This window comes from Streptomyces marispadix (genome assembly GCF_022524345.1).
Taxonomy (GTDB): domain Bacteria; phylum Actinomycetota; class Actinomycetes; order Streptomycetales; family Streptomycetaceae; genus Streptomyces; species Streptomyces marispadix.
Genome location: NZ_JAKWJU010000002.1, coordinates 6,291,971 through 6,311,837, shown reverse-complemented (window position 1 = coordinate 6,311,837; position 19,867 = coordinate 6,291,971). Strand labels below are relative to the sequence as shown.

16 protein-coding genes are annotated in these 19,867 nt (G+C 70.1%); 9 read left to right on the top strand and 7 right to left on the bottom strand.

All coding sequences use genetic code 11. The features are described from left to right. Positions 1-105: 105 nt before the first annotated feature. The gene (locus tag MMA15_RS26210; protein WP_241062632.1) at positions 106-1,374 is read left to right on the top strand and encodes a phospholipase D-like domain-containing protein; all 1,269 of its coding nucleotides are present in this window, start codon (positions 106-108) and stop codon (positions 1,372-1,374) included. 81 nt (positions 1,375-1,455) lie between these two features. Here the strand turns inward: MMA15_RS26210 and MMA15_RS26205 are convergent, their stop codons facing one another. After that, the gene (locus MMA15_RS26205; RefSeq protein ID WP_241062631.1) at positions 1,456-2,925 is read right to left on the bottom strand and encodes a radical SAM protein; all 1,470 of its coding nucleotides are present in this window, start codon (positions 2,923-2,925) and stop codon (positions 1,456-1,458) included. Then, positions 2,925-5,546, bottom strand: a complete 2,622-nt coding sequence (locus tag MMA15_RS26200) for a glycosyltransferase (RefSeq protein ID WP_241062630.1) — start codon at positions 5,544-5,546, stop codon at positions 2,925-2,927. Before MMA15_RS26200 ends, MMA15_RS26205 begins: the two co-directional genes overlap by 1 nt. Before the next feature lie 274 nt (positions 5,547-5,820). Here MMA15_RS26200 and MMA15_RS26195 point away from each other — a divergent pair, with 274 nt between their 5' ends. Continuing rightward, entirely contained in the window at positions 5,821-6,954 is a 1,134-nt protein-coding gene (locus tag MMA15_RS26195; protein WP_241062629.1) for an MFS transporter, read from the top strand. 157 nt (positions 6,955-7,111) lie between these two features. Here the strand turns inward: MMA15_RS26195 and MMA15_RS26190 are convergent, their stop codons facing one another. After that, entirely contained in the window at positions 7,112-8,524 is a 1,413-nt protein-coding gene (locus MMA15_RS26190; RefSeq protein ID WP_241062628.1) for a YncE family protein, read from the bottom strand. A gap of 334 nt (positions 8,525-8,858) precedes the next feature. Here MMA15_RS26190 and MMA15_RS26185 point away from each other — a divergent pair, with 334 nt between their 5' ends. Continuing rightward, positions 8,859-9,503 (top strand): TetR/AcrR family transcriptional regulator, encoded by a 645-nt coding sequence (locus MMA15_RS26185; protein WP_241062627.1) that lies wholly within the window; start codon positions 8,859-8,861, stop codon positions 9,501-9,503. A gap of 116 nt (positions 9,504-9,619) precedes the next feature. Here the strand turns inward: MMA15_RS26185 and MMA15_RS26180 are convergent, their stop codons facing one another. Together MMA15_RS26180 and MMA15_RS26175 are read right to left on the bottom strand one after the other, a co-directional pair. Then, positions 9,620-10,240, bottom strand: a complete 621-nt coding sequence (locus tag MMA15_RS26180) for an L-threonylcarbamoyladenylate synthase (protein WP_241062626.1) — start codon at positions 10,238-10,240, stop codon at positions 9,620-9,622. A gap of 9 nt (positions 10,241-10,249) precedes the next feature. Further along, complete coding sequence (locus tag MMA15_RS26175) at positions 10,250-11,290, bottom strand: ricin-type beta-trefoil lectin domain protein (RefSeq protein WP_241062625.1); 1,041 nt, start codon at positions 11,288-11,290, stop codon at positions 10,250-10,252. A 555-nt stretch (positions 11,291-11,845) separates the two neighbouring features. On the opposite strand from MMA15_RS26175, the gene MMA15_RS26170 reads away from it, so the two are divergent. The 3 genes from MMA15_RS26170 to MMA15_RS26160 all read left to right on the top strand — a co-directional run bounded on the left by MMA15_RS26170 (position 11,846) and on the right by MMA15_RS26160 (position 15,104). Next, on the top strand, positions 11,846-12,595 hold the full coding sequence (locus MMA15_RS26170; RefSeq protein ID WP_241062624.1) for a dienelactone hydrolase family protein: 750 nt from the start codon (positions 11,846-11,848) through the stop codon (positions 12,593-12,595). Between the two features lie 420 nt (positions 12,596-13,015). After that, on the top strand, positions 13,016-13,468 hold the full coding sequence (locus tag MMA15_RS26165) for a subtilase-type protease inhibitor (protein ID WP_241062623.1): 453 nt from the start codon (positions 13,016-13,018) through the stop codon (positions 13,466-13,468). Positions 13,469-13,751: 283 nt separating this feature from the next. Further along, positions 13,752-15,104, top strand: a complete 1,353-nt coding sequence (locus MMA15_RS26160; RefSeq protein WP_241062622.1) for a phytase — start codon at positions 13,752-13,754, stop codon at positions 15,102-15,104. 82 nt (positions 15,105-15,186) lie between these two features. Here the strand turns inward: MMA15_RS26160 and MMA15_RS26155 are convergent, their stop codons facing one another. Both MMA15_RS26155 and MMA15_RS26150 read right to left on the bottom strand, forming a co-directional pair. Beyond that, complete coding sequence (locus MMA15_RS26155; RefSeq protein ID WP_241062621.1) at positions 15,187-16,035, bottom strand: SAM-dependent methyltransferase; 849 nt, start codon at positions 16,033-16,035, stop codon at positions 15,187-15,189. 179 nt (positions 16,036-16,214) lie between these two features. Next, positions 16,215-16,748, bottom strand: a complete 534-nt coding sequence (locus MMA15_RS26150; protein WP_241062620.1) for an ArsR/SmtB family transcription factor — start codon at positions 16,746-16,748, stop codon at positions 16,215-16,217. A gap of 110 nt (positions 16,749-16,858) precedes the next feature. Between MMA15_RS26150 and MMA15_RS26145 the strand changes: the two genes are divergently transcribed. The 3 genes from MMA15_RS26145 (at position 16,859) to MMA15_RS26135 (ending at position 19,731) form a co-directional block, all read left to right on the top strand. Then, on the top strand, positions 16,859-18,217 hold the full coding sequence (locus MMA15_RS26145; RefSeq protein ID WP_241062619.1) for an MFS transporter: 1,359 nt from the start codon (positions 16,859-16,861) through the stop codon (positions 18,215-18,217). Positions 18,218-18,252: 35 nt separating this feature from the next. Beyond that, complete coding sequence (locus MMA15_RS26140) at positions 18,253-18,741, top strand: GNAT family N-acetyltransferase (RefSeq protein WP_241062618.1); 489 nt, start codon at positions 18,253-18,255, stop codon at positions 18,739-18,741. A 246-nt stretch (positions 18,742-18,987) separates the two neighbouring features. After that, a complete protein-coding gene (locus MMA15_RS26135; RefSeq protein WP_241062617.1) occupies positions 18,988-19,731 on the top strand; it encodes a histone deacetylase in 744 nt (247 codons plus the stop codon). Positions 19,732-19,867 lie beyond the last annotated feature (136 nt).

Below are 19,867 nucleotides of genomic sequence, written 5' to 3'. Positions count from 1 at the left end.
CCACCGGTCCGACCTGTGACGGAAGGCCCCGCGCCCTGACAACGCGACGTACGCCCCTCTAGGGTGCTCGGGACTCATGCACCGTATTTCTGGGGGGAATTACGCATGTTCGCACGCCGTTCGGCCCGCTTAGCGGGGCTGTTGACCGCGCTGATCGCGTTGGTGGCGGGCCTGATGGTCAGCCAGGCCACGAATTCTTCCGCGGCACCGGCGAAGCCCGTCGTCAACGGCCCTGTCTTCAACGACCCGTTGGGCGACGAGGCGGCACAGTCCGCGGTCTTCGACCAGCTCATCGACCTCATCGACGCCACGCCCAAGGGCGAGACCATACGGGCGTCGATGTTCGAACTGGAGGACAAGGCGGTCGCAGACGCGCTCGTCGCCGCGAAGAGTCGGGGCGTCGCGGTGCGGCTGATCGTCGACGACAACACCCGTGACAAGGGCAGCCAGGCGTACGCCGCGCTGAAGGAAGCGCTGGGCACCGACGACGGCGCCGGATCGTGGATCGTCGTCTGCGACGACAAGTTCGAGGACGACGACGGGGAGGACGACGTCAGCCGCGGATGCGCCGCGACCCCGCCGCCCAAGCCCGCCTACAACCACAACAAGTTCTTCCTCTTCTCGAAGATCGGCGGCTTCGAGGACGGTTCGAGCTATTCGAAGGTCGTCTTCCAGTCGTCGTCGAACCTCAACGACTGGTACAAGAAGGAGTCGTACAACGACGCGGTGACGTTCACCGACGGCGCGGTGTACGACGGGTACGCCAAGTTCCACGAGGACGAGCGCAAGCTGCGCTCCTCGAAGCGGGGCGACAACACCTACTACTGGTCGACGCCCACGGGATCGGCCTACCGCGCCTACTACTTCCCGCGCGGCGACTCCGACTACGGCGATCCGTCGACCGACACGATCGTCAACACCCTTGACGAGGTGCGCTGTTCGTACACCGGCGGCGACGGCGCGAAGCACCAGACCGACATCCGGGTGGCGATGTACCAGTTCCTCAAGTCGAGGAAGCAGGTGGCGGACAAGCTCGCCGAACTGCGCGGCAAGGGCTGCTGGATCGACGTCGTCTACAGCGAGGGCGACTCCACCGTGAAGTCCGTCCTGGACGACGCCGGCGTCCAGAGCCTGGCCTGCAAGTTCCCCAACGGGCCCGGCGTCGACGTCCGTACGCACACCAAGTTCATGCTGCTGGACGGCGACTACGGCGGCAGCCTCACGCCGCGCGTCTACACCGGAAGCCACAACTGGACGGGTTCCGGGCTGCGTTCGGCCGACGAGGCGATGGTGAGGATCACCGGCGCGGACTACCACGCCAAGTACCTCTCGTACTTCTACAAGATCCGCGACACGTGCAAGGCCCATACGTGAGTCCTGCGTGACCTCGCGGGCACGGCCCGCCCCTCCCGCGCCGGGGCCGTCCATACGGCGCGGGAGGGGCGAACGGCCGCCTCACAGTTCGGCGTTGATGAGCGCCTCGACCAGCACCTTGCCGTCGGAGGTCAGCCGGATCTCCCCGGCGGAGTCGTCGACGACGGCGAGACCGCGCTCCGCGAGGGAGCGGAACCTGCCCAGCCAGGGCTCGGCGAACAGCGAAGAGCCGGGGAAGCGCCGCCGGTGCAGCTCGTCGCTGACGGGACGCAGCGTCGAGAGGGCCATCTTCACCGCCCTGGCCTCCTGTGCCTCCTCGGTGAAGCGCGTCACCGACCCCAGCGGCACGCGGCCCGCCTCGACCGCCTCGGAGTACGTCTTCCAGTTCACGTCGGTGATCGCCTCGGAGGTGCGGCAGCTTGAGCTTCCGCCCAGCCCGATCGCGACCTCGGCCTCCTGCTTGTCCTGGTCGACCATGATCGACTTCCACTTCTCCGGGCCCGACTCCTCCCGTGCGAAGTACATGGTGGGCTGCTCGCGGTAGCCGCCGCGCGCCAGGCCCTCGTGGAGCACCTCGCGCATCTGGTACTGCTCGCCGAGGGTGGGCCAGTGGTGTCCGTCGCGTACCAACTTGGCGCGGTAGTCGGGCAGTTGCCATGCCGCGGGCTGGACGCCGGCGACTCCGGTCCTGGTGTCGCTGTAGGAGGCGAGGTGGAGCTTCGTGCAGACCACGGCGGTCAGTTCGTTCTCCAGGACGATGTCGAGGTCGCGGCGCACGCTGTCGACGGTCTGGTCGAGCAGCCCGTACATGAGGTCGATGCTGATCCACTCGAAGCCGGTGCGCTGTGCCTCGCGTATGAAGTCCACGCACATCCGCGCGGTGTGCTCACGGCCGCACTGCTCCAGCACGGGGTCGTCGAACGACTGGACGCCGCTGCTGAGTTTGGTGCAGCCCAGTTCGGCGAGCAGTTCCAGCTTCTCGGGTGTGAACGTGCTGGGGTCGCCCTCGAAGCGTATGGCGGTGTCGGGGCCGAAGTTGAAGTGCTCCTTGTAGAAGTCCAGCAGGCGGCGGATGGCATCGGGCGGCAGCAGCGACGGCGTGCCGCCGAAGACGTTGAACTCGCCGATCGGTGCCGACGCCAGGCTGGGCACGTCACGCAGCCACAGCTCCGCCTCGCGGATGTTCCAGTCGACCCACTGGTTGGCCTTGCGGTCGACGACCTCGGGGGCGCCCTTGGCCAGCACCACGGGGTACTGGCAGAACCGGCAGCGGTAGGCGCACGTGGGGATGTAGGACCACAGATGGATGGGTGCCGTGGCGGCGAGCTGGCGGTCGAGGTCGGCGAGGAAGCCCTCGGGTGAGGCGTCGGGGATGTTGCCGGGGAAGACGTGCGCCCCGAAGGGGTCCTCGGTGACGTACTCCAGCAGATGGCGGTTCCGCGGTGCGCCGAGGGTCTCCACTACGGCGGGAGCGGGGTGGCGGGGGTCGGTCTCCCGCAGCGAGGCGAGGGTCTCTTCGTACGTCGGCCGGTGCCCGATGTCCACCGTCATCAGAACACGCCTCCGTTTCCGAAGTAGTTGTGGGCCTCGCCCGATTCGCGGTCCTCGCAGAAGTAGCGGACGAACTCGGTGAAGCGTTCCGGCGGCACGTCTCGCAGGCACTCGGGCAGCGGCGGCGGGTAGCCGATGTCCTCGCCGACGGTGGCGCGCAGCCGGGCGAAGATCTCGTCGGCGAACTCGAAGTACAGCCGGTACGAGGGGGTCTTGTAGGAGTGGATGGGGGTGAAGTCGACGACGCGCATCTCCTCCTTGATCTCCGCGATGCGCTGCCCCAGCCGTTCGGCGAGCGACGGCCCGAAGAACTCGATCACTCCGTCGTCGTCGAGGAGGGACGGTGTCAGCAGTACGGGGAGGATGGTGTTCTTCGGCGTGAAGTCCTTGATGGAGAACTCCCATGCCTGGAGGGCCTCTTCCTCGGTGAGGTCCTCGCCGCCCCGGTCCGGTTCAGGTTCCGGCATGCGGATGTCGCGCATCACGATGATGCCGTCGGAGCCGTAGGCGCGGCCCGTGATCACCTCGTCGAGGGCGTGGTTGACCCTCCGCGGGTTGATCTCCACACGGGAGCCTGGGACGTAGGCGATGTCCTCGCCCGAGCCGCGGACGAGGATGCCGAAGTCCCAGTCGTCGGACAGGTGGTTGACGAAGCGTCCGTTCTGGAGCTGGTAGAAGATCTCGATGCCGCCGACCTTCTCGTACGCCTCCCTCTCGACCGCGAACCCCTTGCCGTCCGGGAAGCCCCCGAACAGCGAGAACGTCACGGCGCGGCAGCGCAGCGTGCGCTGGATGGCGTCCCACAGCCTGGGCCTGCCGGTGAAGTGCTCGGGCGAGTAGTAGTAGTCGCACACGCCGATTGCGGCCTTGCCGGACTCCATCGCGGTCAGCAGCTCCCACAGCCAGCGCTCGTCGACGCGGCAGTCGGCGTCCGCGGAGACGAGGTAGAAGCGCCTCTCGGAGTCGGGCAGCCCCCGGCGGGCGCTGCGCTGCGAGGCGAAGTCCATGCCGGTCTTGCGGGCGCAGGCCACGCCCTGTTCCGGTTCGGGGACGATGTGCAGGGCGAGGTCGGGGTGTTCGGCGGCGAAGCGCCGTGCGATCTTCACGGTGTCGTCGGTGGAGTTGTTGTCGACGAGCACGATCTCGTAGAGCGACTTGTCCAACGGGCCGTCGGCGCCGCGCTGTTCGTACAGGGACGTCAGTACGGCCGGCAGGTTGGCGGCCTCGTTGTAGACGGGGAGGACGACGCTCATGCGGGTGTGTTCGCCCATGGGCGTCAGGAACAGCTCGGCAAGCAGCTCTCCTGCCCGGTCCGCGCCGAAGTGCCGCTTGCCGAGCCGGTGGTTGAAGTCGGCCATCTCCTCGCGCTTCCTTTCGTCCAGGATCAGTTCGGCCACGCTGTCCACGAACGAGGCCGTGGGCAGGTCTCCGTCGGTGAGTTCCATGACGGGGGCGCGGAATCCCTTGTCCCCGTAGACCGTGTCGTAGAGCTGGTAGCGGGTCGTCAGATACGGGACGCGCGAGGCGATGGCCTCACCGATCGGATTCCCGTAGCTCTCGTAGTCGTAGGAGGTCAGGAAGGACGCCAGGTCGGCGTGTGCGAGCAGGTCGCGGACCGACCAGCCGTCGCCGCTGGCGGCTCCGATGTCGGCCTCGTGGGGTGCGAGTCGCCCGCCGAAGACGACGCGGTCGCCTACTCCGAGCGTCTCGGCCAGACGCACCAGCCTGGCGTGTTCGCCTGGCGCCTCTTCGGTGTCGCCGGCCACGAACAGCCTTGCGCCGGGGACGCGTTCGGCGAGCCGGGCCAGGAGGTGGATGTCGCGGTCGATGCGCTTCTGCGGGATGATCCGGGTGCAGCGGGCGATGAGCGGGGCGTCCTCGGGGATGCCGAAGCCGGCGCGGAAGCCCGCGGGCCGCCGGCCGGGGACGGCGGGGGCGTGAGTGAAGGTGTTGGGCAGTACGTCGATGTTCTCCAGGTCCGGTACCCACTCGAGGGTCTTTCGGCGGGCCTCCTCATGGAGCGCGAGGTAGTGGATGTAGGGCGAGTTCACGGGCGCGACGGTGCGGGGGTAGGGGAAGGTGCCGTACTTGCCGGTGCCGGGTTCGCTCTGCCACATCAGGTCGTGGTCGCGCCACAGCACGAAGCGGCCCAGGCGGTGGCGCTTCCCGTAGCGTTCGACGGCCGCGCGCAGTGCCCTGGTGTAGGTGATGTTCTCCGGCAGCGTGCCGTTCTCCACCATCACGAAGGAGACGTCATGGCGCTCCCAAGTCTCCACGATGCGGTCGCTGATGGCCTCGGCCGCGGCCTCGATCCGGGGCAGCAGTCGGGCGCCCTCGCCGTCCCTGACGTACTCGCTCAGCACGTCGGAGACGAACTGCTGGTCGTAGCCGGGGACTTGGTCCAGGCCCTCTACTCTGCCGAGCCGCACCCAGTCGGGCAGTAATGACGCTTCGTCAGCGTAGGGACGGAAGAAGGCGTTCTTGTCGGCCTTCACGTCGTAGCCGAGGTCCAGGTGCACCTGGTAGCCCTGCTCGCGGAAGATCCGGGCGGTCTTTACGAACTCGACCACCACGCCGGAGATCGGAGTGGCGTCGAACGATATGCCCCACAAGACGGTCATGGATCTCGGTACTCCTGCCGCTTCGTGCCGCTGTACGGGCCGGGGTGGGCCCGCGGGACCCGCTGACCAGACGTTAGGCAACCGATCCGGGGGTTTGACGAGAACACCGCGATTCGATCAACTTCCTGCCACGGAAAGGTAGATGCCAATAGCCTGACCTCCCTCGCAGCCAGGGTCCATGGCCGGAATTAGGGGGTACTCGTGGTTTCCCACCGCGCAGCGGTGGCGGCGGTGTTCGTCGTCAACGGCGGGCTCTACGGCGCCTGGGCGGCCCGTGTCGCCGGCGCTCGCCTCGCAGGCCGGGGCCGATCCGGCGGGGCTGGGACTCGCACTTCTGGGGCCGAGCATCGCGATGATCGTCACCGCTCCGCTCGCCGGGCGTGCCTGCGCGGCGTGGGGTGCGCGTTCCGTTGTGGTGGGGGCGCTCGCCGGGGCGTGCCTGGTGCTGCCGCTGGTGGGGCTGGCCGGTTCGCCGCTCATGCTGGGTGCGGCGCTGGCGGGTCTCGGCGGGTTGATGGGCACGGTCGACGTGGCGATGAACGTGGCCGCGGTGGCCGTGGTCCGTGAGACGGGGCGGCCGTTGATGCCGTTCTTCCACGCGGGTTTCAGCGGCGGCGGGCTGCTGGGGTCGCTGGGTGCCGGGCTGGCCGCCGCGCTGGACGTGCCGCCCGCGCAGCACTTCTGCTTCGTGACGGGGGCGGGGCTGCTGGCGCTGCTGGCCGCCGGGAGGTCGCTGCCGGGTGAACGGCCCGAGCCGCAGCACCGCGCCGAGGGCGGCTATCTGCAAGTCGTGCGCAGCGGGCGGCTGTGGCTGCTCGCTGCGGTCGCGCTGTGCGCGGCCGTGGCGGAGGGCACGTGCGCCGAGTGGTCGGCGCTGTTCCTCGTGAAGGAGCGTTCCGTTACGGAGTCGGTCGCGGCGACGGCCTATTCGGTGTTCGCGGTGACGATGGCGGTGACCCGGCTGGTCGGCGAGCGGGTGGAGTCCCGTTACGGGCCGCACCGGGTGCTGGCGGGCAGCGGTCTGGTGGCGGCGTCCGGTCTGGGGGCCGCGGCGGCGGTACCGGCGGGGCCGGTGGCCTACGGCGGCTTCGCGCTTGCGGGTGCGGGGCTGGCGTTCTGCTTCCCCACGGCGATGGCGCTCGCCGGTGACGCGGGGCGGCGCGCCGACGGGGGCGGCGGGGAACGGGAGTTGGGCTTCGTCACGACCGTCGCCTATGCGGGGATGCTGGGCGGTCCGCCGATGGTCGGCGGCATGGCGTCGCTGACGAGCCTCACGGTCTCGATCGGCCTGGTCGGGCTGCTGGCGCTGCTGATAACCCCGGTCGCCCTCGCGGTGCGCGGGCGAGGGGCCGGACCCGTACGCGCCTCGGGGAAGGAGCTGGCGCGGGCGGGCACGCGGGAGGAGTGACGGGCCGGGGCCGGGGAGCCCGGGGGGCCGCGCCCGTACGCGCATCGCGTACGGGCACGTGCCCGGGTCCGCCCACGTGCCCCGGTCCTCGCGTGCGCCCGTGCACGCACGCGGCCCCGAGATCCGTAACAGCACCGGAAGCGCCCGTCGTTCGCACTCATCCACGTGCGGCGGGGCCGGTCCAGCCCTCGGGGACATGGGCGACGCGCACACGCTGCGGATGGTCTCCGACGGGCACCGAGACCGTCTTCTTCCCGGTGGAGAAGTCGATGGCGGTGACGCGGTCGCTTCCGCTCTCGGAGATGACGCAGGATTCGCCGTCTCCGCTGACGGTCGCCCAGTACGGCTTGTCGGCGGCGACCAGGGGCCCTTCCTCCAGGGACTCGCGGTCCACGACGGTGGCGTAGTCGTCCATGGTCCCGGCGATGCAGAGCTTGTCACCGCCGGGGCTCATCGACATGCCGTGGTGGCGTGAGTCGTTGACCCAGGTGGTGCGGTCCTCGCTGGTGTCCGGGTTCTTGGGGAGGGTCTTGTCGCGGGTGATCTTGTCTTCGGCGACGTCGTACTCCAAGAAGCCGTTGTAGAAGGACACTTGGAAGTAGAGCTTGGACTCGTCGGGGGTGAAGGCCACCGGGCGCACGGCGTCGGAGAGGTCCTTGCGGCCGAAGGCGTCGAGCCTTTCGCGCATGTCGACGACCTTGACCTCCTCGAAGGTCGACGCGTCGACGACGGTGATCTTGCGGTCGCCCTTCGTCCAGTCCAGCCAGGGGTCGTCGGTGGCGGTCTGCACATCGCCGATGGACATGTTCCAGATGTATCGGCCGCCGCCGGTGAAGACGTTCTCGTGCGGCTTGTCGCCGGTCTTGAAGGAACCGGCCTCCTCGCCCGTCTCGATGTCGAGCACGTGGACGGTGTTGGAGGTGGAGGCGGAGACGGCGACACGCTTCCCGTCGGGTGAGACGGCCATGTGGTCTGAGCGGTAACCGGACACGGGGAAGCGCCAGTTGATCTTCCCGGTCTCCACGTCGACGGAGACGACGTCCGCGAAGCTCGGGCGGGAGACGACCATGGACTTGCCGTCAGGGGTGGAGTACATGTCGTCCACGAACTGGTCGTGGCCCTCCCCCGGCCCGTTGCGTATGGCCATGAAGTAGACGAGCTTCACGGGGTCCGCGTAGATCTCCTTGAGCCGCTCCTCCTTGTCGGGGATCACATTGATGCGCCCCAGCTTCTCGAAGGAGCCGCTGGACTTGATCACGTCGGCCGTGCCGTCCCAGTTGTTGCCGACGAACATCACTTCCTGAAGGTTCGCGGCATCCGTGTCCGTGGAGGCGGATGCGGCGGCCGAGGAGGCCGAGGGCGTGGAGGAGCCGGAGGAGGCCGGGGAATGCGCGGCGGTCTTCACCGGGGAGGTCGCACCCGTGGTGGCCGCGACCGCGACAAGCGCCGTGGCGACGGCGACCGGCAGCCCGAGCTTGCGGCGGCGGGCCGGTGTGACACCGGGCGATCGGGGCGCCGGGGCCTCACGGCGGTGCGCGTCGTCCGCGTGCGTGGTTCTGGAAACGTCCATGGCTCTCCTTCGCGTGGTGACTGCGTCCGCGCGGGCGCGGACGGTGCCGGGCGAGCACGCGCGTGGGGGGTGAATTGCCGTGCGGGACAGGGGTTTCCGGCGGGGCGTCACTGCCGGACAATGTGAAAACAGTTCACTTCACATTGGGCTACCGAAGGTAACCGCGGACTCGTCGTTCTTCAACCCCCTGGCGGGAGAGGATGGCTGGCGGCACCTACGGCCGCCTACGGCCATGTGCGCACCCGCGTACGGGCGTTGAGGGGGCGGCCGGGTGGACGGGTCGGCCGAGGGCAGCCGGGCCGGCGAAGGACTGGAACACGATGAGGGGAGACCGGTGACGCAGCGGCTCAGGCGGCCGACCGGCCGCTATGCGGGAAAGGCGGCCGACGAGCGGCGCGCCGAGCGCCGCCAGAGGTTCCTCGACGCGGCACTGGAGCTGTTCGGCGCGGGACCGGGCTACCGGGCGACGACCGTCGCCGCGCTCTGCGAGTCGGCAGGACTGTCGACCCGGCAGTTCTACGAGGAGTTCCGCACCCTCGAAGACGTCCTGTCCGTACTGCACTTGCAGGTCAACGACTGGGCCGAGAGCGCCGTGGTCGAAGCGCTCGCCGGTACCTCGGGCATGCCGTTCGCGGAACGCTACGCCCGGGTCTTCCGTGCGTATGCGGGGAGCATCGCCGAGGATTCGCGCCGTATCAGGATCACCTTCACGGAGATCGTCGGCGTCAGTCCCCGCATGGACGAGCAGCGGCTGGCCCGGCGCGCACGGTGGATCGAGCTGATACGTGCGGAGGCGGAGGCCGCCGTTCGCAGGGGCGAAGCCGCGGACCGCGACTACCGCCTCGCGGCGGCGGCGTTCATCGGCAGCGTCAACGGGCTGCTGCACGACTGGTCGGCGGGGTGGGTCGACGCGTCCCTGGACGAGGTCGTGGACGAACTCGTCCGCATTCTCCTGGGGTTGCTGCGCTTCGAGGGCTGAGCGCCGACGAGGTCCCCGATCGAGTCTCCGGCGGCCGGCCGCCGCTCAGCCGTGGCCGCGACGATCGCGGCCACGGCCGTCATTCGTGACCACGGCCGCGGCCACGGCCGCAGTCGCTACTCGAAGCGCGTGGTGTCGCCCGCGCCCCGCCGTACGATCTCCGCCTCGCCCTCGGAGAAGTCGATGACCGTGGTCGGCTCCGTGCCGCAGTCGCCTGAGTCGATCACCGCGTCCACCACGTGGTCGAGCCGTTCCTTGATCTCCCAGCCCTGGGTCATCGGCTCCTCCTCGTCGGGAAGGAGCAGCGTGCTGGAGAGCATCGGCTCGCCGAGTTCGGCGAGGAGCGCCGACGCCACGGCGTGATCCGGGATCCGCACGCCCACGGTCTTCTTCTTGGGGTGCAGCAGCCGGCGCGGCACCTCCTTGGTCGCGGGCAGGATGAAGGTGTAACTGCCGGGCGTCGCGGCCTTGATCGCGCGGAACACGTCGTTGTCGACATGCACGAACTGTCCGAGCTGCGCGAAGTTCTCGCACACCAGCGTGAAGTGATGGCGGTCGCCGAGATTGCGGATGGAGCGGATCCGGTCGATGCCGTCGCGGCTGCCGAGCTGACACCCCAGCGCGAAACAGGAGTCCGTCGGATACGCGATGAGCGCCCCAGACCGGATGCTCTCCGCCACCGTGCCGATGGTGCGCCGCTGCGGGTTCTCAGGATGCACGTCGAAATACTTCGCCATCCGTCGACCCTACGCCGGACTCCACTTCTGGCTGTCCTCGCCCGTGCACTCCCAGAGTTGAAGCGGCGTGCCGCTCTGCACGTTCCCGTCCCGCACCGCCACGCACTTGTCGGCCTGCGGATTGACCAGGTCGCTGCCCTCGCTGAGCCGGAACTGCTGGGCGGGGTTGCCGCTACAGTCGGCGAGCTGGATGACGGCGCCGTTCTCGGTGGAACCGTTGGCGACGTCCATGCACAGGCCCAGGGCGCGCACCGTGCCGTCGCCCTCGAACGTCCAGCGCATCGAATCGGCGCCGGAGCAGGTACGTATCTCCAGCGGTGTACCGTCGCGGCCTTCGCCGCCTGGGACGTTGATGCACTGGTCGGAGTTGTGGTTCCAGATGAGCACGGTGCCGTCCGCGCCGTCGCCGCCGCCGGAGCCGTCGGGCGGACCCGGTGCGGGAGGCGCCTGATCGTCGTCGTCCTGCGGCGGGCGCTGCTTGCCTCCGTCGCCGTCGCCGGGGGTGCCCGTCTTCGAACTGCGGCCCGGGCCGGGCTTGTTGTGCTTGCCCTTTCCGTCGTCCTTGCCGGAGGAGTCGCTGGGGGCGGGCGAGGCGGAGCCCGGTGCGTCGTTCTCCTGGCCGCCGTTCCAGTACGTCTCCCGGTCGGCGTCCCTGCCCGACGTCTCGTCCGTGTCGTCGTCGCCGTACAGCATGAAGCCTCCGGCGGAGAGCCCCGCGACGACCGTGGCCGCGACGGCGGCGAGGAGGGCCCTGCGCATCCGGCTCGGCGGCGGCGGTGGCGGGACCGGGTTCCTCGAACCCGCGGGGACGATGCGGGGGTTGATCGTCGTGACGACGCGCGACGCGTCGTCCGGGTCCGGCTCCGACGTGGGAGCGGCCGCGCGGTCTCTCGCGTCCCGGTCGCGTGGGTCCAGGGGGTCCTGGAAGTCCTGGGGATTCAGCGGAACCTGCGATGAGGCGGACGGCTCCTGCGCGGCGTGCGCGGAATCGCCGGAACCCTGGCCGGGGGAACCGGACTTCGCCTGCCGTTCATCACGGGAACCGGTCATCGCGTCCTCTCGCTGAAACGTACTGATCGATGGAACTTACGGATCGATGCAACGTACCGAATGGAATTCGGCCGTAGCCGTCGGAGTCCCTGCCCGTGCAATACGCCGGGCGCCTCGACGGGCCCGCCGCCCGCGGTGGTTCATTCCCCGGTACGACGCTCGCGCCGCCGCCGCGGCTCCATGACCGACGCGCTCGGTACGCGCACATATCCAGGCCCATAGGGACGTGGGGGCGCCGAAAGCCGCAGGACACAGGTCGTGCCGTCCGGAAGCCTCACGGGCCGCAAGGGGCGCGGGGTCACCCGCCCCGGTCCAGTCAACAGCCAAAAGGCGCGGGCGTGAAAGCCGTTGACGGAAGAAAACGGCTCGAACGCAATGGGACGAGCCTCCTCTTTCGTGATGTCGGACTCACTTTCCCCGCCTGTGTTTTTTTGCGTCATGTGCCGGTATTTCAACGCGGGTTACGTGCGCAGGGCGAGCCGGTCGTCCGTTCCATCCGTGGTTGTCCTGAAACCCTTGTGTGCGAGCACCGGCGTTGGGGAAAGATGATCAGCCATGCCCATCAAGACGCTTCACATTCCCACCGACGACGGTCAGGCCGACGCTTTCGCCGCTTTCCCCGACCGTGGCGGACGGCACCCGGGGGTGCTGCTGTACACGGACGCCTTCGGCGTGCGGCCCGTACTGAGGCGAATGGCCCGCGAACTGGCCGAGCACGGGTACTACGTACTCGTACCCAACCTCTACTACCGGCACGGCCCGGCACCGGTGACCGAACTGCCCGAGCACATCGGCGAGGACGTCCGCTCCGAGCTCATCGCCCGGCTGATGCCCCTGATCGAGGAGCACACGACCGAGCGTGTACTGCGCGACGCCGACGCCTACCTCACATTCCTCACCGCCCAGCCCGAGGTGAGCGCCGGTCCGGTCGGGGTGACCGGCTACTGCTGGGGCGCCGCCTTGGCCATGCGCACCGCGACCGCCCACCCCGGCCAGGTGGCCGCCGTCGCCGGATTCCACCCCGGCTTCCTGGTCACCGACGCCCCGGACAGCCCGCACCGCCTCGTACCCAAGCTCACCGCCCAGGTTCATCTCGGCCTCGCCGAGAACGACTTGACGCCCGAGGCCCTCGGCGAGCTGAACCAGGCACTCGACGCCGCAGGCGTGGAATACACCACCGAGATCTACCCCGGCACCGTCCACGGCTTCACCATGTCGGACACCGACGCCTTCAGCCCCTCGGCGACGCAGCGCCACTGGGACCGCCTGCTGCCTCTGCTGGAACGCACCCTGGGCGGCGTCTGAGGCTCCCAGCCCCTACGGCCGTTCGAACTCCACGACGCGTCCCTCTCAGCGGCCTGCGGACTGCTGTGCCCGCGAGGCGCTCAAGAGCGCCCGCCCGTGCTCCCGTTACACGCCCCAAGGGCGGTATCCGGCCGAAATGTGACAGCGGGGCAAGCACGATTGCGGGCATCACCGCAGGTCGCTGGGTTGTTTTCGGTTGAACGACCCATGATCTGCCCACATGACGGACACCGTCCCGGATGCCCCTGGCGCCCCGTGGACCACTCCTGACCAGGCGGTCCGCGCTCACAACCACGATCGGCCGCAGGCACCGCGACCGGAACCGATCGTTCGGTATGCGCTTGATGTGCATGCGGCGGCGGCTTGCGCCAGAGTCCTCCGCGTCCGATATATGAGAACTCAAGTCGAGGAGTGTTCGGAATGCGGTTTAAGCAGTTGAGTGTGAAGGCGCTGGGGACTGCCACGGCGATCGCCGCCGGGTGTCTGATGAGCGTCGGCAGCGGCGTCGCCCACGCCGACTCCGTGGAGGCGGACAGCATCTACGCCCCGTCGGCGCTGGTGCTGACCGTCGGCAGGGGAACGGACTCCGCGACGGCGGCGGTTCAGCGGGCCGTGGTGCTGGAGTGCGCGCCCAGACCCCGCGGCACGCACCCCGCAGCCGGCCGGGCATGCGGTCAACTGGCCTCCGTGGGCGGCCGGTTCGAGCAGCTCGTACGCACCGAAGGATCGACGGGGGCGATGTGCACGAGGATCTGGGACCCGGTCGTGGTCACCGCCGAGGGCGTGTGGAAGGGGCAGCGCGTGGACTGGCAGCACACCTTCGCCAACCCCTGCACGATGAAGGACACCGGCAGCAGCGTCTTCGCCTTCTGATCCGTCGTGTGACCGACGGGATCAGAGAGGGCTGATCCCGTCCCGTACTGAGCCCGTCATGTACTGATCGGGCTTCGGACGCCCGGCGGTGGAGGCCGGTTCACCGGCCGGTGCGACGATTCCCCGCACAGGTCTGCCGACCTCGTTCCTGCCTTAGAGGAGAGCCGTGAGACCGACCGCCTTCACCTCCGCGCGTGCCTCCGCCCGAGCGTCCGTTCGTGCATCCGTCCGTTCCTCCGTTGGTGCCTCCGTTCGTGCGGGGGTCCGAACTCCCTTGTGTGCCTTGGCCGTTCGCAGAGCCGCCGTCGTGGCGGGCGTGCTGCTCACCGTGAGTGCGCCCGCCGCGCTGGCCGCCGGCGGGCCGGGGCGGACGCATGGTGCTTCGGGCCCGGCACGTACCACGGCCGCCGTCGAGACACCCGCCGTACACGACGACGAGCAGGGCGGCAACGCCGACGCCGACGACCCGGCCGTCTGGGTCGACCCGGACGACCCGGGGCTCAGCCTGGTCGTCGGCACGCTCAAGGAGGCCGGTCTCGACGTGTACGGCACGGACGGACGGCGGCTTCAGCATCTCGACGCGCCGGGCGCTCCCGGCGAGGGGTCCGAGCCGGGGCGCCTCAACAACGTCGATATCGTCTACGGCTTCGAACTCGACGGCCACGCAACGGACTTGGCCCTCGTAAGCGACCGCGGCCGGGACCGGGTGCGTGCCTACGCGATCGACCCGGCGGCCGTGTCCGCCGGACGGCCTCCGCTGACCGACGTCACAGCTCGGGGCGTGCGCCCGGTCTTCTCCGGCGACGAGGAGGAGGTGGACGAGCAGCGCAACGCCTACGGCCTCGCGGCCTACAGCGACGACGACGCGGCCTACGCGGTCGTCTCACGGCGCGAGGAGACCGGTCTGAAGCTGCTGAGGCTCAAGGACGTGGGCGGCAGGGTCGGTTACACCACGCGGGACTCGGCCGCCCTGCCGGCCTCCTTCACGCTTCCCGGCGGCAAGAGGTGGACGCCGTGCGCCGACCCCGGTGAGCGGCCACAGGTCGAGGGAATGGCCGTCGACCAGGAGGAGCACATCCTCTACGCCGCCCAGGAGGACGTGGGCCTGTGGCGGATCGGCCTCGACGGCGGCGAGTTCGCCGCGCCCTCGCTGTTCGACAAGGTCCGTGAGTACGGGGTGCCTTGGAGCTACGACGAGGAGAAGGAGGAGTGCGTCCTCGACACCGCGCACGACCCCGGTCACGGCGGACGGCGGCTCAGCGCCGACGCCGAGGGCCTCACGGTCTACCACGCGGGCGACGGCCGCGGATACGTCCTCGCCTCCAGCCAGGGCGACGACACCTTCGCGGTGTACGGGCGGGGCGAACGCACCCCGTACGTCGGGTCGTTCACCGTCACGGACGGCCCGGCGACGGACTCCGTGCAGCACTCCGACGGTTCCACGGTGGTCAACTCCCCGCTGGGCAGGGCGTTTCCGAAGGGCGTGCTTGTCACCCACGACGGTGCGGAGACTCCGGCGGACGGCGAACGGCCGGGCACGAACTTCAAGTTCACCCGCTGGGACCGCCTCGCGGCGGCCTTTCCCGATCCGCTGACCGTCGACCCGGACTCCTTCGACCCCCGCGACCCCGGCTGAGGTCCGGACCGGGGCTGGTCTGACCGGGCCAGGCGGCTGCCGGGAAGCCGTGTGCTTGAACTCTCGCCGCTGCTGGGGCAGTTCAGCGCTTCAGGCCGACGCCCGCCCAGATGGGAATGTGGTCCTCGCCGACGACGTCGCTGCTGCCCGCCTCGATCTCCATCTGCTCCTGGTGCCAGCGCTGCGGCGGCACCAGTCCTGGCGGCACGAGGTCGAATCCGTCGAAGAAGCGCTCGACCTGCGCCTTGGTGCGGGTGCGTACCGAAGAGCCCGTGTCCTCGAAGTCCTCTTCGATCTTTCCCGCGCGCTCATCGAAGTCCTTGGTGACATGGGTGATCACCAGCGCGCTCCCGGCCGGTACGACGTCGGCGAGCTTACGGACCAGGCCGTATGCGTCGTAGCCCTCCGGCAGCCAGTGCAGCAGCAGGCAGAGGGTGATCGCGACGGGACGGCCCAGGTCGAGCGTCTGCTGGAACTCAGGGGCGTTCAGGATGGCGTCCGGCTCGGTCGCATCGGCCTGGATATAGGCCGTGGCACCCTCCGGTGAACTGGTGTGCAGAGCACGGGAGTGCGCCAGCACGATCGGGTCGTTGTCGGCGTAGACCACGCGTGCCGTCGGGTCGACGGCCTGTGCGACCTCGTGCAGATTGGGCGAGGTGGGGATGCCCGTCCCGATGTCGAGGAACTGGCGTAAGCCGTGCTCCCGGGCGAGATGGCGCGCGGCCCGGTGGACGAACGCCCGGTTCTCCCTGGCGCTTTCGGCCGCCGAGGGGATGCTGGCGAGGACCTTCTCGGCCTGCTCGCGGTCGGCCGCGTAGTTGGTCTTGCCGCCGAGGAGGAAGTCGTAGATGCGTGCGCCGTGCGGCCTGTCGACCTGTAGATCCACTGGAGGCCGGGGCTCCGTGTGCATCCACACGGGCATCTCGTCCATCACGGGCTCCTCGGTCACCCTCTGGGCTGCTGTCGTCACCAACTACCGTTGATACTAGTCACGTTGACGTCTCCTTACGCAGCGTGTCCGGCGAAGCGGAGGCACGCACCGCAGCGGTACGTACAAGCGGCAGCGGTATACGGGCCAGCGGTGTGCAGGACCGAACGCGCGGTGGCGGGTCAGCCGGTCCCCTCCTCCCCCGCGGGGGCTTCCTCCTGCCGCATGGGGAAGGCCATGACGGTGAGGCCGACGCGTGAGGTGTGCGGGGTGCGCGGCGGCCGGGCGGCGTCGTGAAGCTCCATGGCGAGGTCAGCGAGACGTCTGCGGACGTCCTCCCATACGCCGGGGTCGACCCACAACTCGGCGTCGGTGGTGACGCCTTCGCCCTCGGGTGCACGCTGCGCCGCCCTTTCGCGGAGGGTGTGCGCCAGAGTCCCGGCCAGCATCTCGGCGCCCTCGCGCTGTTCGGAGAGGGGCGCGCCGTGCACGGCGCGGTAGCGGCGTTCCCGGCCGCCGCGTCTGGTGCGCTGCTCTGCCAGCTCGACGAGTCCGGCGGCGTCCAGACGGCGCAGATGCTGGCTGGCCAGCGCATGTGAGATGTCCAGCTCGCGGGCGAGTTCGGCCGCGGACATCGGGCCGGGCCACATAAGCGTCATCATGCGCAGCCGTACCGGATGGGCGAGCGCGCGCAGTACGGGGTCGATGCCGGTCACGCAGGCCAGTAAAGCGCATGGCCACCGCCCGGGTGCTCGGCCGTTCCACTACCCCCAAGCGACTGATTGGGGGTAGTGTGGCTCGCCAAGACGGCGGGGTGGGGGCGGAGTTGAACTGGACCGGGGCCCGGGTCCTGAGGGACCGCAACGCGGCGCTCTATCTGGGCGGAGTGGTCACCTCCGCCTTCGGTGACTCCGCGATGTCGCTCGCCGCCGGTGTCTGGGTGAAGACGCTGACCGGCTCCGACAGCCTCGCCGCCCTGGTGACCTTCTGCTTCTGGCTGCCGGTGCTCGCGGGTCCCGCGATCGGCGTCCTCGCCGACCGCTTCCCGCATCGTCCGCTGCTGGCGGCCGCCAACCTGGCTCTGGCCGCGGCCTTGACCCTGCCCCTCGCGGTGGAGTCGGCACGGCAGGTCTGGCTGCTGTTCGCCGTGCTCGTCGTCGTCGGCGCGGGATCGGTGCTCACGGGAGCGGCAGGGACGGCGCTGTGCGCGACAGTCGTCCCGGCCGAACTCCGCGGCGACCTCAACGGACTGGCCCGTACCGCCGTCGAGAGCGGGAAGCTGTGTGCGCCGCTCGCCGGGGCGGCACTCTTCACCGCGCTCGGCGGAAAGGCAGTGGCGCTGCTGGACTGCGCGACCTTCCTCCTCGCGGCGGCGGCCTTCACCCTGATCCGCGTGCGGCACGCGGGGATGCCCGGGGCGGACGGGCCTCCCGGGCGGCCCCCGCCCTCCGGGCCTTCCGCGCCCTTCGCAACGCCCCTCGCCCATAGGCGTAGTTGGACGAGGGAGACGGCCGAAGGCATCCGGTACCTGTGGCGGCACGGTGTGCTGCGCACCCTGGTCCTCGCGGGGTCCGCCGCCCTCGTCGTCTCCGGCGTGAGCAGCACCGCGACCTACGCGCTGCTGGACGACGGGCTGCACCGCTCCCCCGCGTACGCCGGTGTCCTCACCACGGCCCAGGGGCTCGGCTCCGTCGTCAGCGGGCTCGCCGCCGGTGCGCTGCTGCGCCGGATGCCCGAACGCGCCTTCGCGGCAACGGGGTTGGCGGTCTTCGCGCTGGGTTCGCTGGCGAGGGCGGCGCCGTGGCCGACGGTGGTGGTCGCGGGAAGCGTGCTGATCGGGACCGGCCTGCCGTGCCCGCTCGTCGCGGCCTCCACCGCTGTGCAACGCGAGACCCCGGCCGGTCTGAGGGGGCGTGTCGCCGCCACCGCGGACACCCTGATGTTCGCGCCCACGGGCCTGGCGCTGCTGCTGGGCACCGCGATGGTGGCCGTGCTCGACTACCGGGTGCAGGTGCTCGCCGCGGGTGCTCTCGCCCTGGCGGCAGTCGCGGGCGTACTGCTGCCCGGTTCGGGCACGGAGCACCGCGGCCGGAAAGCGGGTGCGAATGCGGGGGCGGCTGCCCGACCGGGATCGAGCGCGCCCGACTCGCATGAGGACAAGGGAGGTTCGCGTGCTGACGACTGACAGGCTCCTGCTGCCGTCCGCTGACGCGGCGCGATGTGGGCGCGCTCGTCGAACTGCACGCGAATCCGCTCGTGAACCGGTTCGTACCGGCCTTCTCCCACGAGCAAGCGCTCAAGCGGCTGATGGAGACCGAGGAACAGTGGGCCGAGCGCGGCCATGGCCTGTGCGCGGTGGAGCTGCGGAGCAGCGGCGAGTTCATCGGGCGGTCCGGGCTCAACCACTGGCCGCAGTTCGACGAGGTCGAGGCGGGCTGGGCCCTCAAACCGGCCTCATGGGGCAATGGTTACGCCACCGAGGCAGGGGCGGCAGTCGTCGACCGGGGCTTCTCACACCTGCGGCTCGACCGCGTCACAGCGATGATCAGTCCGGAGAACGCGGCTTCGGCCCGGGTCGCCGGACGTCTGGGGTTCGCCCCGCTCCGGCGGGACGAGTTCCTGGGCAGGCCGGTCACGGTGTACGCCCTGGACGCCCCGGCCGGTCGCCGTCCGTCCGGTGGCACGGACGGTGATCGTCGCCTTACGTAGCGCGGAACACGCCTCGTTCCGGGCCTGATCACACGCCGGTCACACGCCTGGTCACATGTCCGGTGACGCGCCTGCTCACAGGCATGGCGGGGCACGCTCGCGCGAGAGTCGCCCGTCGGGTGACCAGGCACACTGTTCGGCGCTCCGGCGGCCGGGGTAGGCACCCGGTCGGCCGTCCGGGCCCCGGCCCGCGGCTGACGAGTGAGAGGACCAGGCCGAAGGCCGCGTGACCGAGACGGAGCCACAGTGATCGTCCCCCACCGACCGACTCCGCCGCAGCGGGAGTTCACCGCGCCCCGGAAGGTCTGGTATGCGGCGTTCGGTTCCAACATGCATCTGTCCCGGCTGAGCTGCTATCTCAACGGCGGCAGGCCCTCCGGCGGGCGGCGTGCGCAGCCCGGCTGCCGGGACCCGCGTCCCCCGGAGCGTGCGCTGCCGGTGATGCTCCCGGGCGAGCTGTACTTCGCCCTGGAGTCGTCGGTGTGGACGGGCGGCACCGCGTTCTACGACCCCGCCCCCGGTGCGGAGGGGGACGGGAGTCCCGGCGGCGACGACGAGGGTGGCGGCACGGCGGCACGGGCCTGGCTGGTGACGGCGGAGCAGTTCTCCGACATCGCCGCGCAGGAGATGCACCGCGAGCCGGGCCCGGATCTCGACCTGCGGCAGGTGCTGGCCTCGGGCAGGGCCGAGACGGGCAGCGGACGCTACGAGACGCTGGTGTGCGCGGGAACTCTCGACGGGCATCCCGTCCTGACGTTCACCGCGCCCTGGGGGTGCCACGATGTGCCGGGCAATCCGCCGGCAGCCGCCTATCTCAGGCATCTCGCCTCGGGGCTCGCCGAGTCGCACGGCTGGTCCGGGCGGCGCATCGCCGGATATCTCGCCTCACGAAGGGGCGCCGCCGGATATTGGAGCGCGGAGGCGGTCGAGGGGCTGCTGGAGACGCCGCCCGGTGCGCCCGAGCACGAGGCGGAGCCCGTACCGACCTGACCCGGCCCCATCCGGAGTTGATCCGCATGGTGATCCGCATGGGACCGGCCGGGACCGCCCGCGATTCCAGCGGCCGGTCCCGTCGGTCGGTCCACACAGCGCGTTCCCGTGATCGGCCCGCATTGCCGGTCCCGGT